The following is a 16,292-nucleotide window of genomic DNA, read 5'->3' on the forward strand; positions in this document are numbered from 1 at the left end:
TTAATCCCTCATTAAGTCTTGAATACGGTCCAATACCATTTCTACACTTTCTACAGAATTACATATCAATAAAATTGTATCATCTCCAGCAATCGTACCTATAACTTCATGCCATTTTGCATGGTCAATAGCAAAGGCTACTGACTGCGCAGAACCAGGTAATGTATGTAATACGACTTGATTCAACACGTGGTCAATACGCAAAATAGAATCTTGGAACAAGCGATTGATGCGTGTTCTAGATAACATAATATTTTCTTCTGGAGATAAGGCATATCTATATCGTCCATCACCTGTAGGAACTTTAATTAACATCAATTCCTTAATATCACGTGATACTGTTGCTTGTGTAACGGTAATCCCTTCTTCTACCAAAGCTTGCGCTAACTCTTCTTGTGTTTCAATAGCCTTAGTTTGAATAATTTCTTTTATCTTATTATAACGAAAACGTTTCATTATTTCCTCCGACGAATAATATATAAAATAGGCGGTTGATTCGCTTGATTTAATGGTCGCCATGTACTGCAGTGAAAATCTTTTTGACTAATAGAAGCTATATAGTCTTCTAAATCTTCTGCCTCTTTACGACCAGTTTCTGTCCCAGGATACGCTACAATAGTACATAATCCATGTACTGAAAGTTTTTCTAATCCTTTTGATAAAGCTTTAATTGTTGATACAGATTGTGTCATAATTTGATGGTCTGCATTCGGTAAATACCCTAAATTAGCTACCATTAAATCGATAGTAGATACAGGAAGTGTTTCCAGTGCACTATCATGTGACCCCAATATGAAATCCACTTGTTTTATAGCCTGTGGAAGCTCTTTCAAAAGCTTTTCTTTCGTCCTTGTTAGCGCTACTTCTTGTATATCAATAGCATATACATGAGAATTTTCATGACAATGTGACAATAGATATACTGTGTCATGTCCATTGCCACAAGTAATATCTACAATAGTTCTAGCTGTAACTAGGGCGTCCAACCATAAGTGATGCTGAAATTCTACACTATGGTGTAGAGGAATCATAGAACCTCCTTAGATCGTGCGGTCAACTTTTTAAACAAGGTAGCAAAGAATTTTTGATCTTTAAATCGCACATATTTACAATATTGTGGATGTGCTTCAATATGTAAAGAGTCAGTATTACTAAATTCGTAATCAAAAGTGCCATCTACAGAGATATGTAGATTTTTCTGACGCTCTGGCATAGTAATATCAATCTTTGCACTTTCTTTTAGCACCAAAGATACGCCCTGCAATAAATGAGGGGCAATCGGTGTTACTATAAGAGAGCGATTATCTGGCGCCATAATAGGACCTCCAGCAGATAAGTTATACCCTGTAGACCCAGTGGAACATGCTACAATTAAACCGTCAGCAGGATACATTTGAGTATGTCCACCGTTAATCGACAAATTAATGCGAGCCATTTTACCCGGTTCTGAGCGGGATACAACAATATCATTAATAGCAGGACGCAGCACGCGTTCTCCTTCTGGAGTATGCAAAGTTCCCACTAAATGAATGCGATCTTCCACATAAAAATCGCCTTTACTAATTCTTTCAATGGCCATCTCTAAGTTTTCAAGCTCTATTTGATTTAGGAAACCTAATTCCCCTAAATTAATGCCACAAATTGGTACATTATATGGGTAAATTTGACGGGCTAATTGAATAATTGTACCATCACCACCAAAGCTAAATGCCATATCCAAATGTTCAAATATGTCTGGTCGTGATAATAAGTGAGATTTCTCTATCCCCAACGCATATACATCATGATGTTCTAATTCTTTAGGCATATAGACTTCTATACCATATGTATGGCAATAGGTAATTGCTTGTGATAATATATCTCGAATATTCTCTTTTTTCATATTAGGAAAGAAACCGATTCTCATAGATCCTCCTATAATCGATGAGCCTCCTCTACCGTGGCTGTAATAAGCCCTTCAGTAATGTCTAAGGAACCCTCTGCTTGTTTTGTAAAATATCCTAAAAATTCAATATTTCCTTCCATTCCTTTAATGGGAGAATAGGTTAGTCCATGTAAATATAACCCACAATCTTTAGCAATGTGCAAGATACGATCTAACACCAATCTATGTGTGGATTTCTCACGTACTATTCCACCTTTACCGACTAGTTCTTTACCAGCCTCAAACTGAGGCTTGATTAAAGCTACTAAAGAACCAGTATCTTTAAGTAAAGTAGTCGCTACAGGTAACACTTTATCCAAAGAGATAAATGCTACATCTATGGAAATAAAATCGCTAAGTTCCCCTAATTGTACTGGAGTAACGGTGCGAATATTTTGTTTTTCCATATTAATGACTCTAGGATCTTGTCGTAACTTCCAGGCTAGTTGATTATACCCTACATCAATGGCGAACACTTTGGCTGCTCCATGCTGTAAGGCACAGTCTGTAAACCCTCCTGTGGAAGCACCAATATCTACCATTACGGCATTCGTTAGATCGATAGGATATAACTCGATGGCTTTTTCCAACTTTAAGCCACCACGGCTTACATATGGTAAGGTATTACCTTTTACCTCCAAATGTGTATCTACTGAAACTTTAGTACCAGCTTTATCCAATCTCTGTGTACCAGAAAAGATAAGCCCCGCCATAATAGCAGCCTTGGCTTTTTCTCTACTTTCAAATACACCACGTTGCACCAGTAGTATATCAAGACGTTCTTTTTGACTCATACGTGTCTCCTACTGTGTGCGATCCATTAAATATTGGACTAGACCTTCAAGAACAGGTGATGTGCAGTTGGAATCATGTAACGCTGTTAATGCTAGATTAGCCACCTCTTGAGCTCGTTCTTTAGCAGTATCTAATCCTAAAATAGATACATAGGTTGCTTTATGCTGACGTTCATCACTGCCAGGAGTTTTACCTAATTCTTCTTGTGTGCCTACTACATCTAAAATATCATCGGTAATTTGGAATAATAAACCTAAATGATCAGCATATCGTAGGTAGGCCTCTCTTACGGATGTTGTGGCCTCCATAATAATCAGACCAATTTCAACAGCTGCACTAAATAATGCTCCTGTTTTACCTTTGTGAAGAACTACTAATTCATCCAATGGTAGGAATTTTCCTTCTGATTGTAGGTCAAAAGCTTGTCCACCTACCATTCCGCTAGGCCCTGCACCTTTGGCTAAGACATGAATAATTTGCACTACTTGTTCTGCAGATAATGTTGTGTGTTTGCTAACTAATTCAAAGGCATAGGTTAATAATCCATCTCCTGCTAAAATAGCCATACCATCGCCATATACACGATGATTGGTTAGTTTTCCTCTACGATAATCATCATTATCCATAGCTGGTAAATCATCATGAATTAAAGAATAGGTATGAATCAATTCTATAGCACACACTACATCTTTATAAGCATCCCAAGATCCACCTAAAGATTCAATGACAGCTTTTGTAATAATAGGCCGAATTCTTTTACCACCCATCAATAAGCTATAATTCATGCTATCGTATAAACGAGCATATTCCGTATTAGGTGATTCTAATACAGAGGATAAATAACTTTCAATGTCTGCTTTGCTTTGTTGCAAGTACTCTTTTAACATAATATCCTCAATTCTTTGAAAGATAATAATTTTTGTATAAATATTCTAATTCTATTATACCTAAAAAAACGTACTTTGTCTCCTAATTCGTATCTACTTGTACAGTTTCAATTATTTGTTCAATTTCTTCTTCTACAAGTTGCAATAAATCAGAACATTCTTTGACTAATGTTAATCCTTCTTTATAGGTTTTTAACAATTCATGCATAGATAAGCTTTCGTCATCTAATTTTTTTACTACTTCTTCTAAGGCTGTATATTTCTTTTCATAATTTTTTATAGATTTAGCCACGATGTGTTACCTCCTGTACAGTCGCTTTCACAGATCCATCTTGAATATGTATATCTAATGTATCGCCAATTTGTACACTTTGAATCGTTTGTAATGGAGTACCATTAAGATCAACTTTTGCAAATCCCTTAATGACCTTAGCTAAAGGATTTTTGTTATCTAATTGAGTCGCTAATATAGCTAATTTACGTGATTCATCTTGGGATTTCTTTTGTATTGCACTATGTAATAGGTGTTCAAAACGTTGTAATATATTTCTCTGTTGATGCACCAAGTTCATGGCAGGTACAATAATCTTGCGGTTGGCAATAGAAAATAACTGTTGCTTTTCTTTTTGAATACGATACTGCACAGTATTGTGAATAAAGTCTAATTTCTGCTGTACTTCTTCTTGTAAGTCCAACAGTGGATAGATAGATAATTCTGCAGCATGACTTGGGGTTGCCCCTCTTACATCTGCGACAAAATCACATAGTGTATAATCTACTTCGTGACCTACTGCAGACACAACCGGTGTTGTACATTGGAATATAGCTTCTATTAAAGCTCTATCATTGAAGCACCATAAATCTTCCATAGAGCCACCACCACGACCAACAATAATTACATCTACATCTGGGTCAGCATCTGCCATAGCTACACCACGAGCAATAACAGGGCCCGCTGTAGGTCCTTGTACAGGTACATTAAATACTTTAAATGTTACTAATGGATTGCGATGGGATGCTACATGTAAAATATCGTGAATAACTGCTCCTGATGCAGAAGTAACAACACCAATACAACTCGGTACAGGTGGCAAAGGTTGTTTGTGCCGTTCGTCAAAATACCCTAACGCATATAGCTCTTGTTTTAATTTCTCATAAGCAATTTGATAGTCACTTTTGGCACCAATACGAATATCTTCGCAAATAAAACTTAAACGACCAGTTTTTTCGTAAAAACTAATGTTTCCTCGTACTTGTACTAACAAACCGTTTTCAAGGGCACCTTCCAAGCCACGTTGTTGCACTTTAGAACGCCACATAGCCATATCAATGGAGCCTGTATCATCGATGAGAGAAAAATAATAATGTCCTGTACTATGACGTTTTACATTAGAGATAACACCTTCAACAATACAGTTCTTTAAGAGAAATTCTCCCTCTACGGTTTGCTTAATAATTTTATTTAATTCTCCAACGGAGTAAGCATCCATTCTATTCTCCTTCAACAACCTTTGCTCCATAGGCATTACCTGAGGCATTATCTGCACTATATTTAGAGGATACACATAACACATCTAAATCATGATGGTGTCCCCAATGAACTAAACGATCTTGTAAGTAGGTATTAGCCATGACACCACCGGCAGTAATTAAGGTTGTAATATTATGTTTTGTTAAAATATGAGATAAGGCTTTCTCTAGGGAATTTCCAATACAATGGAACACAGAGGCTGCCAAGATTTGTGCATTTTTTTCTGTACTAAATGATTCCCTATCAGTCCAATCTATAGGCCCATGTTGTAAAGATTCCCACCAGCGTTGTCCAGCGCTATATGGCCCACCAAAGCTAATGGTAGATTCTTTTACTGATACAGGGAGCACCGAGTCTACATTGTATTTAATACGCCTTCCTAATGTTTCCATGCTTGGGCCCGCTGGAAACTTTAAGCCCATTAAAACACCTAATCGGTCTACTAACTGGCCTCCTGCTATATCATCAGAGCCACCTACTATTTGCACTTTAAAACCACTTTTATAAATGCGTTCACAAAGAACAAATTCCGTGGTTCCTCCAGAAAGGTGTAAACTTAAAAAGGGACCTTCTGGAATTTCACCAATTTCACGTAAGGCTGCCCATATATGATTCTCTTGATGAGAAAATACATGTACAGGAACTTGTAAACAATGTCCCAGTGATTTTGCTGTATTAAGACCTACTAAGAATGCCGGCATATAGGAATCTTCTTCTCGTCTTGGAAAACCGCTGACACCGATAGCTGAAATGGGTTGATCCAAATGTAAAGACTGAATCAGTTCACCTAAAGCACGAGTATGTTGAAACACCATTTGTGACTGTTGTAATCCTCGTTTCCCCTGCGGTACTTCTAACAGTTTTCTAACTTCCTGTACTAATCTACCTTCCTCATCAACAATTGCACAAGATGTAGTATAACAACTTGTATCTATTCCTAAATAATAGGTCATGTTATTGTCTCGATTTAGCTAAATTATGAAGGATAGCATTAATGTACTTATAGGAAGTCTCTCCACCAAACTCTTTCGCTAATAAAACAGCTTCATTAATAACAATCTTTGCTGGTGTATCCTCTTGTGGATGTAATAGCTCCCACGCTGCCATACGTAAAATAGTAAGTTCTACTTTAGGAAAACGTTCCATTTTACGTTTAGGAGAAAATTCTTGTAAAGCTGCATCTAATTGTTCTTTTTCACTACGCACACCTGCAATTAATTGTTTTGCAAATTGATTGGCTTTTCCTTGCATTTTAGTGGTATCTAAAACTGCCTCCTCAACTATTTCTTCTGAAAATGTATCTGCATAAATAGTTTCAAATGCAAACACTCTTGCTAACCTACGATGATTCATGATTAGGTTCCCTTCTTTCTAGACCGTCAATGTGTACATCTACACGAACACGATATAAGTCTAACATATTTCGTAAATCTTGCCGCACTTGTTGTTGTATTTGTCGTGCCACTTCTAATGGATGAGATCCACAATATAAACGAAGATATAAATTAATTTCTATAAAAGCCTCTCCAAAGCTATCTCGTTTATGTTTAACATTCATTCCAGGCCAACTTTTTTGCCCTAGTTTTTGTGAGATACCATCTACAACACCATCAAAAAATCGTTTGCTCATGGAGTGTATTTCATCGAAAGATGACAATACTCTTGCAGTGACATCTAAAATAACGGCATCTGTAATTTCAATTTCTAAATGATCTGACATACAAATCCTCTATAATATGGTACTTTCAAAAATTATATCTTGCACATAAATATCCACACTATTCACAGTAGCATCTGCCATAGAAACAAGAGCACTTTTTACTCGCTCTTGTAAACGCAAGGCTATATCTGGGACGCGATATCCATAATACACTGCAATATGTAGAGATACTTGCAATGATCCATCTTCTAAAACTTGTACTTTTACACCTTCCATGGCATTTTTTCTGCCAAATATGCTACTGACCGTATCTCCAAATGTTGTACTCATACCCGCAACACCTTTAGTTTCCAATGCTGTCATGGTAGCAATCATTTCATAAACAGAATGGTCGAACTGTATCAGTCCTTCAAAAAAGCGATTATCTTCCATATATTTACCAAAAAAGCATTTGTCGTCCTACCACAGGCCAACAAATGCTTTTAATTACAATACTATACTAGTTGTTAAAAGATCAAATCTGTGGTTTAAGCACGTTCAATATATTGTCCAGTACGTGTATCTACACGCAATACATCGTCTACTTCGATGAATAAAGGTACTTTTACAACATAACCTGTTTCTAATGTAGCAGGTTTATTACCACCAGTTGCAGTATCACCACGGATACCAGGATCAGTTTCAACTACACGTAACTCAACAGCTACTGGTAAATCGATACCGATTACGATACCTTGGAAGAACATAATGGATACTTCCATATTTTCTAACAAGAAGTTTTTAGCATCCCCTAATTGATCTACTGTTAATTCAGTTTGGTCATATGTTTCATTATCCATGAAAGTATATGCTCCATCAGATTCATATAGGTATTGCATGCGACGACGGTCAACATGAGCTTTTGGCACTTTTTCACCAGCATTGAAAGTACGCTCTACCACAGCACCTGTTTGTAGGTTTTTCAATTTAGCACGTACGAAAGCTGCTCCTTTACCTGGTTTAACATGTTGAAAGTCAACTACTTGCCATACATTACCATCTAATTCGACAGTTACGCCTGGACGAAAATCATTACTGGAAATCATTATAAATCCCTCCATTACACATCTAGTTCTATTAAATCTTTAGGAGTTTTTGTGAGAACTTCACAACCCTCCTTAGTAACTATAACTGTATCTTCAATACGTAATCCCATATGCCCTGATAGATATATACCTGGCTCTACTGTGACTACCATATTGGATCTTAATATATCTTTTGATTTTGGTGATACCACTGGTAATTCATGAATATCTAAACCTACCCCATGACCTGTGCCATGACGAAAGTTTGACCCATATCCTTGTTCTTTGATATAGTCTCTACAAATTGAATCTATCTCTAAAGCAGTTACACCTTCTTTTATAGATGCAACACCACGTTGTTGTGCTTCTAACACAATAGAGTACAACTCTTTTTGTTCATCACTAGCCTTACCTAATACGATAGTGCGTGTCATATCTGAATGATATCCTTTATACATAGCACCAAAGTCAAAGGTAATAAAATCGCCTAGCTCCATCACTTTATCACTAGCGACCCCATGAGGCATACTAGAACGATAACCAGAAGCAACAATAGTTGCAAACGATGGCTCTTTAGATCCACGTCGTAACATTTCTGTTTCTAGAATAATACGTGCCTCGTTTTCAGTCATCCCCACTTTTAGCTGTGGTAACATAGCTGCAAATGATTCATCTGCAATATTAAACGCTTGCCGTAAATATTTCAGTTCATCTTCTCGTTTCACTATACGAAGGCTAGCAAAATCGAAGGATAAAAATTCTGTTTCATTCAATGTATCACAAACTTGCTGAAATACATCGACACTCATATAGTTTCCTTCAAAGCAACATGTAGTTAAACCAATACTTGAACGTTTTAGTAAGTCCCTAATTGTTTCATATACATCACCTGTATATTCTACTACTTCGTATCCTTCACATTGTTCTTTTGCCTGTTCTGTATAACGACTATCCGTTATCATATACGCTTTGTTAGGCGTTACAAGGGCAACCCCTGTAGTTCCTGTAAAGCCAGCAAAATAATGCAGATTAATAGGACTAATAAGAATAGCGCCCCCGTATGATTCTTCTTGTAGGAATCCTTGTAAAGTTGCTAATCCATTCATCATCTCGCCTCCTTAAAAAGCATCAACTAATGATACCATATAATGCATAGATATGACAAATTGAATAGATTCGATTAAACAATTTCTTTTTCTTCTTCTGTTAAATCTATGAATGTGCCCACTTCTTCAATAGAATCAAGGGTAATTCTACCGATAGCAATGCGTTGTAAGTACGTTACCGTCCCACCACAGGCACCGATCATACGTTTCACTTGATGATATTTCCCTTCGTAAATAGTCAATTCACAGGAGTGAATGATTTCACCAGACTCATGCATCACTCCTTCATCATTGTGAAGCGATAGTTCTGCCGGCTTACACTCTGTACCATCCCCTAAAACTATACCAGCTTGTATACGTTGTATGCCTTCATCTGATAAAGCCCCACTATATTCTACATAGTAAGTTTTACCAATATTTTTTTTGCCATGAATAATTTTATGAGCCCAAGGACCATCATTGGTTAATAATAACAACCCTTCTGTATCTTTATCAAGTCGTCCCACAGGGAATACCTTCAAAGTTTGAAACTCTTCAGGAAGTAACTCCATGATAGTAGGATCTGTAGAATCTTCTACAGCTGTTACATATCCAGCTGGTTTGTGAAATTTAATATAATATTCTAATTGTGCTTGTACAACTTGATCTTGAACCGTAACCACATCTACATCAGGATTGATATGCATGTCTTTTTTCTTAACAATACTATCATTTACCTTTACAAGACCCTGTTTGATTAAATCATGCACTTCTTTTCTTGTACCAAAAGCCTTATGGGCTAGAAATTTATCAATCCTCACCGTAACCACCTTCTCTCACATGAGTATGAGATGTATCATTTAATATACAAATACGATTATAAGGGGATTTATCACCCCAAAAATCTACTACACTAACAGCTGTATTACCTTGTGCTAAACGCCATAAACAATTTAATGGAATGCCTGTTAATGCACATAATAATGTGCGTATAGTTCCGCCGTGACAAACTACTAATAATCGCTCTCCATCTTCCATACGCGCTAACTCTTCTAATAAACGAGTATAGGCACGTTCTTGCACCATTTCTACTGTCTCCCCATTAGGAATTGGTTTCTCTGATGGATCTTCATAAATGGCTTCGATTTGGCCCGGCCAGCGTTCATTAATTTCAGAATATGTTAAGCTTTCCCAGTCGCCAAAGTTAATTTCTCTTAATCCTTCTGTGAAAGTAGTAGGAATATATCGGCCTTTTAAAATTTCTTCAGCCGTAACCCTAGCTCGTACTAGGTCTGAAACAATAGCTCTATCAAAATGAACATCTCGTAAAGCATTCCCCACATCCACAGCTTGAGCCATGCCCTTTTCATTTAATGGTATATCGCTGAATCCTTGATGCTTTCCAAGATGATTCCAATCCGTTTCACCATGGCGAACAAAATAAATTTGTATCATTATATCTCCTATTATAATCTAAAATATGCTTGTAAAGCCTGTATTAGTTGCTGATTTTGCTTTCTTGTTTTGACAGCTACCCGAAACCAATTAGGCCCTAGCCCAGTATACTGAGAGCAGTCTCTAAGTAAGATAGATTGATGACATAAATTCTGAATCATATCTTCTAATGAATACTGCTCATGTAGGTGGCAAAGAATATAATTCACAGATGGTTCAATGCACTGTAAGGAGTCCATCTGCATAAGCTCCTTATATAGCCATTCTTTTTCTGTTTTTAGTGCTGTACGAGTCCTTTTTATATAATCTACATCTTGTAGAGCCTCTTCGCTGTATATTTGAGCTATATGGTTTACAGACCAAGCAGGAATATGATCTTTGATAAATTGTGTAATCATAGGGTTTGCCATCATCGCCCCAATCCGTAAACCAGGGACTGCGTAAAACTTAGTTAAAGAATGTACAACAATCACATTGTCATACTCTTTTACATAGTTACGCATAGAATATGCATCCCCTAAAAAATCAATAAATGACTCATCAAACACAAGATAATGACCATTATTTTTACATACTTCAAACAATTCATGACTTTCCTGGTTCCACAAAGTACCACATGGATTATTGGGATTTCCAATAAATACTAACTCGTGTTTGCTCTGCTGTAGGTCTTGTAACATAGTATTCAAATCGTAGGAAAAGCTAAATATATGCTCATCAAATTCTAAGGGGTATTCTACAATGGGCAAACCACAAGACTTAGCGCCATGACTGTATTCGGAAAATCCTGGAGCTGGCACATAAATACCTTCGATCTGAGGCAATCGACAGATAGCATAAATTAACTCTGCCGCTCCATTGCCAAAAACGATACATTCCTTTGGGATATTCCACAATTCAGAAGTGATGGAATAAAGATGAGTCATATCTGGATCTGGATAATGAATGACATCCTGCAATGCATCCTTCACGGCATCCAAGCCCTTACTACTCATCCCTAATGGGTTAATATTGGCACTAAAATCTAAAATCTGATCTAAGGAAGTATGTAATAGTCGGCTCGCTTTATGCACATTGCCACCATGTACATTCGTTGTTTTTACCATGATAACCTCCTTTATCGTTCCATGAAAGTAATTCCCTCATTCGTAGTTTCCACTATATCCATGAAGGTAAGATTTGGCAATTCCTGTTTTACTCGTTGCAAGCAGTGTACAACACTTGGTGAATCTGGAGGGAATAGCAAACCCAGCACGGTTCCACTATGGGCAATAATCGTTCCGATAGCATTACACTCTATACCAATTTGATGCAAAGCATATAAATTTGGCTTCTGCAATATACGTTGATTACCGAAAGAACTAATGGTAGAGGCTTCACCGATAAGTTTAACATTATGCTTATGTATACCTTCTTTAAATTTTGCTAAAGCTTCTACCATCAACTCTTCTTTTTCATCAATTAACACATCTAAATTTTGTTGATGATTAAATTGTACTGTATCAATAGTACCGCCTTCATCGAACATAACGATGCGGATCGGTGGACATGTGCCTAATAATTCACAACATGTACCATTGAGATAATCAAATTGAACAATACCCGGGTAAAAGGGGGCGTCAGTAGGCTCAATTGATAAACAGATAGAGGCCAATTGCTCCATAGATAAATTATGGCCATGGCTTTTTGCTGTAGCCATAGCCACCACACTAATATCGGCGCTACTAGAGGCCAATCCTTTTCCTTGTAAAATATCAGAATGTAAATACACGGGCTTCGCTATTGCTCTATTGATACCCAATGTATCCAATACTGTGATGTACGCTTGATAAGCTTTTGACTGTAAGGAAATCGATGAAAGAGGAAGTGGGAATTGTACATCGCCAATAGCATAGGAATAACGATTAATAGGACAAGTTACTAAAAATCGTTGTCCCTTTATGGAGCCTTGAATAAATTCTCCACAAGTCCCTGGCGTTCTTACATAAAATGCCAACTCTACTTCCTCCTTTCATTTATATAACACTGACAATAATTGCACCTAAAATAATAAAAACTTCTGATAATTCACATACGAATCCGTACGTATCCCCTGTAGTTCCGCCTAAATGCTTTGTTACATAAGAATTAATGATAAGATTCACAGCTAAAGCAATAACAAATAGATACGCATAAAACCATTCATAGAAGAACACTGGTAATAATGCCAATACCGTTGCTACCGATGTGGCATACTTAGGGGCATTAGCAGCAAAAAATTTACCTATACCTTCTGGTCTTGCATAGGGAAACTTCTGAATACTAATGACCATCGTATAGCGGCTCAATATGGGCATACTCACCAAAACTATAGGAACCACTATAGTTGGTAGATTTACTAATAATTGCCATTTTAAGAGCGTTAAAAATACAAATCCTACTACCCCATTACTCCCTACTCGGCTATCTTTCATAATCTCTAATTTACGTTCCCGATCACGTCCTGAAAATAAACCGTCACAAGTATCCATAAAACCATCTGCATGAAGCCCACCAGTAAATAGAAATTCAAAGATAACTAATATAAGCATCAGTAAGGACACCGGAATATAAGGATTTGCTAAGCTATACAGGGCCCACATAAAGGCACCGATGACAAGACCTACTAATGGAAAATAGGAAACCGATGCGCCAAAGTCTTCTACTTTCCATTCTGTTTGATTCACAATTTTTAATCGTGTTAAAAATTGAAGACCTACAAAAAATCCTTTCATATTCCACCTACCATTGATTAATTACATATGTACTGACCATTGTCAACACAACTCCGAGAATAGAAACAGTATACATCAAATATATAGTTTGATAAATATGTTTCCCTACCATAGATGTTATAGGATCTCCCATATAAGCCCGGAAGGTAACTTTATCATGATACACATTTTGCCCGCCTAACCGAATATGTAATGCCCCAGCTACTGGAGCCTCTGCATACCCTCCATTAGGACTAGGATGTTTAGCTGCATCACGAGCTGCTATACGGAAGGCTTGTTTCCAGTCCTTGCCACATAGAAATGCGGCTATTACAAATAACACAAAGGTAAGACGAGCTGGAATATAATTAACAACATCATCTAATTTAGCAGCAAATCGACCAAAGTATAAATAGCGCTCATTTTTATAGCCTAACATAGAATCCATAGTATTAATCGCTCGGTATCCAATAGCGCCCCAGGGGCCTAATAGGACAAACCAAAATAGGGGAGAAATAATACCATCTACTGTATTTTCTGCTACTGTTTCAATGGTGGCGCGAGTAATTTCACTTTCATCTAGATCGCTAGTTTTACGACCTACAATCCAACCTACTTTACGGCGTGCTTCTATTATATCTTTTTTGCGTAATAAATTGGCAATTTCTATACCTGACTCGGCTAAGCACCGTGGGCTAATGGCGATATATAGGCACAACAAAGAAATGATAAAATAGCCAATTGGATGAATAGTACCACCGATGAACAATAGGCCCGTAACGATGATCATAACAGTAATCATGACCAATAAAACGGTAGAGATACCTAGCAAAATTTGATGTTTTGGAGTGGTATTTTTTTTGTACAAAATATTTTCATAGAAAGAAATACAATTACCAATTAAAACAACAGGATGGTATTTACTTCTAGGGTCACCCACTAAAGTATCTAACAAAAGTGCCCCTAAAGGAATAAAATAAAGAAGATGGTGTATAAACCATTCCATTATTCTTGCTCCCATAATGATTGAATATAATCCATATCTAAATGTTCTTCTACAATCTTAGCTAATCGATTATAGGCAGCTTCTTTATGTTCAAAGTAGCGGAATACAACATCCAATGGCTCTAATCCTTTTTTTGTACGCAATGCATTCAGAATAGAGCGACGTAAACCATCATTATCTAAAATACCGTGAATATATGTGCCCATCACTTGACCATTACTAGTGACAAATCCATCAATTACATCTACCTTAGCATCACTACGCTTTTGAATATGGAAACAACGTTCTCCTGGTCCTACTGGTTGAGTATCTCCCATATGGATTTCATAGCCTACAAGATTTTCACTACTATAGTTAGTACCTAAAAAAGATAAATTCTTTACATCAAAACAAACTTGATGTGTTAATTTTTCCGTTTTCATAGTAGTTGCTGTTGGAAGTAAACCTAAACCTTTTAATTCAGGAATATCCCCTTCAATCCCTTCCGGATCATAAAGCATTTCCCCTAACATTTGGTTGCCACCACAAATGCCTAGCACTGGCACGCCAGCTTCTGCTAAGGCATGAATATCCTTGTCATAACCATGTTCTTGTAAGTACGTTAAGTCAGCTAACGTATTTTTTGATCCCGGCAAGATAACCATATCAGGTTGCCCGATAGGTTCCCCTTGTTTTACAAAACGTACAGATACATCTGGTTCATAGGCAAGAGCATCAAAGTCTGTAAAATTAGAGATTTTAGGAGTTTGCATAACAGCAATGGTAATCTCTTTTGATACACCTCTATATTTACTTTCTAAAGCCACAGAGTCTTCTTCGTCAATATCAAGATTTTCAATAGCCGGCACTACACCTACCACTTTTTTACCTGTTTTTTCTTCAATAAAATCCAAAGCAGGTTGTAATAATGTGACATCACCTCTGAATTTATTGATGATAATGCCTTTTACTAAATCTCTTTCATCTGGTTCTAATAATTCTAAGGTTCCCACCACAGAGGCAATGGCTCCGCCACGATCAATATCTGCAATCAGCATAACAGGAGCCTTTGCCAATTTAGCAACCCGCATGTTAACAATATCATTAGCTTTTAAATTGACTTCCGCAGGGCTACCAGCACCTTCAATGACAATCATATCGAAATGATCATCAAGATATTGTAAACTTTCTTTTACTTTATCTAAAGCTGTTAAGGAATATTTTGTATGGTATTCTCTAGCACTATACACGCCGACTGGTTTACCCATTAACACGACTTGAGAAGATTGATTTCCTGTAGGTTTTAATAGGACAGGATTCATTTGTACAATAGGCTCTAAACCTGCTGCTTCCGCTTGCGCTACTTGGGCACGACCAATTTCATCCCCTGCTTTTGTAACATAAGAATTTAAAGCCATATTTTGTGCTTTAAAAGGTACTGTTTTATATCCCTTATTGTGTAAAATACGACACATTGCTGTAGCTAAAATACTTTTACCTACATTAGAACTGGTACCTTGAAACATAATCTTTTTAGCCATGGTGATTTACCTCCAATGCTTTTATATCTATTGTTATACCACTAATTGTCATATACGCTTCATCAGCCTCTGCTGCTACCATTCGATTGACACGTCCCATAATATCTCTAAAAATACGAGCTAATTTATTCTCTGGCACGATACCTAAGCCAATCTCATTGGTAACAAAAATAATTGTTTTTTCATCGTCTCCCCTGTAAGATCGAATGGCATCGAGTACAGCCTGTACTTCTGAAAGTATAAATCTTTCACGATTATTTATATCTTCCTGAGATGTAAATTCTCCATCTTGTAATACTAGATTAGTAGTCCACATCGTCAAGCAATCTACTAATACCACGGAGCATTCATCTAGTATTTTTTGAATTTCAGCACTCATAGCATAGGGAATTTCATAATTGTTCCAAATCTGTTTACGCCGTTCTTGATGCAAATGAATTCGATGTTTCATTTCTTCATCATAGGCTTGACCTGTAGCAATATATCCTTTTTGTCCTTCTTTTGATAATGCCAGTGTTTCCGCAAATTCACTTTTTCCACTGCGGGCACCACCTGTACAAAATATGATACGATTTTTCATAGTATACCTATACAAAGTTGCCCTTTATCAGTTATCATATGTACTATACGTTC

The 16,292-nt window shown here is 36.9% G+C and carries 21 protein-coding genes; all 21 read right to left on the reverse strand.

All coding sequences use genetic code 11. From position 1 onward, the window contains the following. Nucleotides 1-456 carry an arginine repressor gene (gene argR / locus EO112_RS00440; RefSeq protein ID WP_009353250.1) on the reverse strand — a complete coding sequence of 152 codons (456 nt, stop codon included), beginning with the start codon at nt 454-456 and terminating at the stop codon, nt 1-3. Continuing rightward, a complete protein-coding gene (locus EO112_RS00445) occupies nt 456-1,031 on the reverse strand; it encodes a class I SAM-dependent methyltransferase (RefSeq protein ID WP_127135328.1) in 576 nt (191 codons plus the stop codon). The genes argR and EO112_RS00445 overlap by 1 nt, the downstream gene beginning before the upstream one ends. Continuing rightward, on the reverse strand, nt 1,028-1,906 hold the full coding sequence (locus EO112_RS00450) for an NAD(+)/NADH kinase (RefSeq protein WP_126940302.1): 879 nt from the start codon (nt 1,904-1,906) through the stop codon (nt 1,028-1,030). Before EO112_RS00450 ends, EO112_RS00445 begins: the two co-directional genes overlap by 4 nt. An 8-nt stretch (nt 1,907-1,914) precedes the next feature. Further along, a complete protein-coding gene (locus tag EO112_RS00455) occupies nt 1,915-2,718 on the reverse strand; it encodes a TlyA family RNA methyltransferase (RefSeq protein WP_126940301.1) in 804 nt (267 codons plus the stop codon). Between the two features lie 9 nt (nt 2,719-2,727). Then, nucleotides 2,728-3,606 (reverse strand): polyprenyl synthetase family protein, encoded by an 879-nt coding sequence (locus EO112_RS00460; protein WP_127060802.1) that lies wholly within the window; start codon nt 3,604-3,606, stop codon nt 2,728-2,730. Between the two features lie 82 nt (nt 3,607-3,688). Next, entirely contained in the window at nt 3,689-3,898 is a 210-nt protein-coding gene (xseB, locus tag EO112_RS00465; RefSeq protein ID WP_126940299.1) for an exodeoxyribonuclease VII small subunit, read from the reverse strand. Then, nucleotides 3,891-5,096 carry an exodeoxyribonuclease VII large subunit gene (xseA, locus tag EO112_RS00470; RefSeq protein ID WP_127010438.1) on the reverse strand — a complete coding sequence of 402 codons (1,206 nt, stop codon included), beginning with the start codon at nt 5,094-5,096 and terminating at the stop codon, nt 3,891-3,893. The genes xseB and xseA overlap by 8 nt, the downstream gene beginning before the upstream one ends. A 1-nt stretch (nt 5,097) precedes the next feature. Next, entirely contained in the window at nt 5,098-6,090 is a 993-nt protein-coding gene (locus EO112_RS00475; protein WP_126940297.1) for a metallohydrolase, read from the reverse strand. A 1-nt stretch (nt 6,091) separates the two neighbouring features. Next, nucleotides 6,092-6,490, reverse strand: a complete 399-nt coding sequence (nusB, locus tag EO112_RS00480; RefSeq protein ID WP_126940296.1) for a transcription antitermination factor NusB — start codon at nt 6,488-6,490, stop codon at nt 6,092-6,094. Then, on the reverse strand, nt 6,477-6,857 hold the full coding sequence (locus EO112_RS00485) for an Asp23/Gls24 family envelope stress response protein (protein WP_126940295.1): 381 nt from the start codon (nt 6,855-6,857) through the stop codon (nt 6,477-6,479). The genes nusB and EO112_RS00485 overlap by 14 nt, the downstream gene beginning before the upstream one ends. A gap of 9 nt (nt 6,858-6,866) precedes the next feature. Beyond that, nucleotides 6,867-7,229: an Asp23/Gls24 family envelope stress response protein gene (locus EO112_RS00490; protein WP_126940294.1), complete on the reverse strand. Its 363-nt coding sequence runs from the start codon at nt 7,227-7,229 to the stop codon at nt 6,867-6,869. Nucleotides 7,230-7,324: 95 nt separating this feature from the next. Further along, the gene (gene efp, locus EO112_RS00495; RefSeq protein WP_126940293.1) at nt 7,325-7,882 is read right to left on the reverse strand and encodes an elongation factor P; all 558 of its coding nucleotides are present in this window, start codon (nt 7,880-7,882) and stop codon (nt 7,325-7,327) included. Between the two features lie 14 nt (nt 7,883-7,896). After that, entirely contained in the window at nt 7,897-8,967 is a 1,071-nt protein-coding gene (locus tag EO112_RS00500) for a Xaa-Pro peptidase family protein (protein ID WP_126940312.1), read from the reverse strand. Nucleotides 8,968-9,041: 74 nt separating this feature from the next. Next, nucleotides 9,042-9,767 carry a pseudouridine synthase gene (locus EO112_RS00505; protein ID WP_127162402.1) on the reverse strand — a complete coding sequence of 242 codons (726 nt, stop codon included), beginning with the start codon at nt 9,765-9,767 and terminating at the stop codon, nt 9,042-9,044. Then, complete coding sequence (locus EO112_RS00510) at nt 9,757-10,401, reverse strand: histidine phosphatase family protein (protein WP_127162404.1); 645 nt, start codon at nt 10,399-10,401, stop codon at nt 9,757-9,759. Before EO112_RS00510 ends, EO112_RS00505 begins: the two co-directional genes overlap by 11 nt. Before the next feature lie 11 nt (nt 10,402-10,412). After that, on the reverse strand, nt 10,413-11,507 hold the full coding sequence (gene cobD / locus EO112_RS00515) for a threonine-phosphate decarboxylase CobD (RefSeq protein ID WP_127162406.1): 1,095 nt from the start codon (nt 11,505-11,507) through the stop codon (nt 10,413-10,415). A gap of 11 nt (nt 11,508-11,518) precedes the next feature. Beyond that, nucleotides 11,519-12,397, reverse strand: coding sequence for a GHMP kinase (locus EO112_RS00520; protein ID WP_127162408.1), 879 nt, complete (start codon nt 12,395-12,397; stop codon nt 11,519-11,521). Nucleotides 12,398-12,416: 19 nt separating this feature from the next. Continuing rightward, nucleotides 12,417-13,154 (reverse strand): adenosylcobinamide-GDP ribazoletransferase, encoded by a 738-nt coding sequence (gene cobS / locus EO112_RS00525; RefSeq protein WP_127162410.1) that lies wholly within the window; start codon nt 13,152-13,154, stop codon nt 12,417-12,419. Nucleotides 13,155-13,161: 7 nt separating this feature from the next. Further along, on the reverse strand, nt 13,162-14,139 hold the full coding sequence (gene cbiB / locus EO112_RS00530; RefSeq protein ID WP_240629321.1) for an adenosylcobinamide-phosphate synthase CbiB: 978 nt from the start codon (nt 14,137-14,139) through the stop codon (nt 13,162-13,164). Beyond that, entirely contained in the window at nt 14,139-15,659 is a 1,521-nt protein-coding gene (locus EO112_RS00535) for a cobyric acid synthase (protein WP_127162414.1), read from the reverse strand. The genes cbiB and EO112_RS00535 overlap by 1 nt, the downstream gene beginning before the upstream one ends. Beyond that, the gene (cobU, locus tag EO112_RS00540) at nt 15,652-16,239 is read right to left on the reverse strand and encodes a bifunctional adenosylcobinamide kinase/adenosylcobinamide-phosphate guanylyltransferase (protein WP_127162416.1); all 588 of its coding nucleotides are present in this window, start codon (nt 16,237-16,239) and stop codon (nt 15,652-15,654) included. Before cobU ends, EO112_RS00535 begins: the two co-directional genes overlap by 8 nt. Nucleotides 16,240-16,292 lie beyond the last annotated feature (53 nt).

Origin of the sequence: Veillonella sp. VA141, assembly GCF_003992175.1 — a bacterium.
Classification (GTDB): Bacteria; Bacillota; Negativicutes; order Veillonellales; family Veillonellaceae; genus F0422.

Coding starts and splice junctions, on each gene's coding strand:
- argR (WP_009353250.1), bottom strand. CDS start 456: ATGAAACGTTTTCGTTATAATAAGATAAAAGAAATTATTCAAACTAAG.
- EO112_RS00445 (WP_127135328.1), bottom strand. CDS start 1,031: ATGATTCCTCTACACCATAGTGTAGAATTTCAGCATCACTTATGGTTG.
- EO112_RS00450 (WP_126940302.1), bottom strand. CDS start 1,906: ATGAGAATCGGTTTCTTTCCTAATATGAAAAAAGAGAATATTCGAGAT.
- EO112_RS00455 (WP_126940301.1), bottom strand. CDS start 2,718: ATGAGTCAAAAAGAACGTCTTGATATACTACTGGTGCAACGTGGTGTA.
- EO112_RS00460 (WP_127060802.1), bottom strand. CDS start 3,606: ATGTTAAAAGAGTACTTGCAACAAAGCAAAGCAGACATTGAAAGTTAT.
- xseA (WP_127010438.1), bottom strand. CDS start 5,096: ATGGATGCTTACTCCGTTGGAGAATTAAATAAAATTATTAAGCAAACC.
- EO112_RS00475 (WP_126940297.1), bottom strand. CDS start 6,090: ATGACCTATTATTTAGGAATAGATACAAGTTGTTATACTACATCTTGT.
- nusB (WP_126940296.1), bottom strand. CDS start 6,490: ATGAATCATCGTAGGTTAGCAAGAGTGTTTGCATTTGAAACTATTTAT.
- EO112_RS00485 (WP_126940295.1), bottom strand. CDS start 6,857: ATGTCAGATCATTTAGAAATTGAAATTACAGATGCCGTTATTTTAGAT.
- EO112_RS00490 (WP_126940294.1), bottom strand. CDS start 7,229: ATGGAAGATAATCGCTTTTTTGAAGGACTGATACAGTTCGACCATTCT.
- efp (WP_126940293.1), bottom strand. CDS start 7,882: ATGATTTCCAGTAATGATTTTCGTCCAGGCGTAACTGTCGAATTAGAT.
- EO112_RS00500 (WP_126940312.1), bottom strand. CDS start 8,967: ATGAATGGATTAGCAACTTTACAAGGATTCCTACAAGAAGAATCATAC.
- EO112_RS00510 (WP_127162404.1), bottom strand. CDS start 10,401: ATGATACAAATTTATTTTGTTCGCCATGGTGAAACGGATTGGAATCAT.
- cobD (WP_127162406.1), bottom strand. CDS start 11,507: ATGGTAAAAACAACGAATGTACATGGTGGCAATGTGCATAAAGCGAGC.
- cobS (WP_127162410.1), bottom strand. CDS start 13,154: ATGAAAGGATTTTTTGTAGGTCTTCAATTTTTAACACGATTAAAAATT.
- cbiB (WP_240629321.1), bottom strand. CDS start 14,139: ATGGAATGGTTTATACACCATCTTCTTTATTTTATTCCTTTAGGGGCA.
- EO112_RS00535 (WP_127162414.1), bottom strand. CDS start 15,659: ATGGCTAAAAAGATTATGTTTCAAGGTACCAGTTCTAATGTAGGTAAA.
- cobU (WP_127162416.1), bottom strand. CDS start 16,239: ATGAAAAATCGTATCATATTTTGTACAGGTGGTGCCCGCAGTGGAAAA.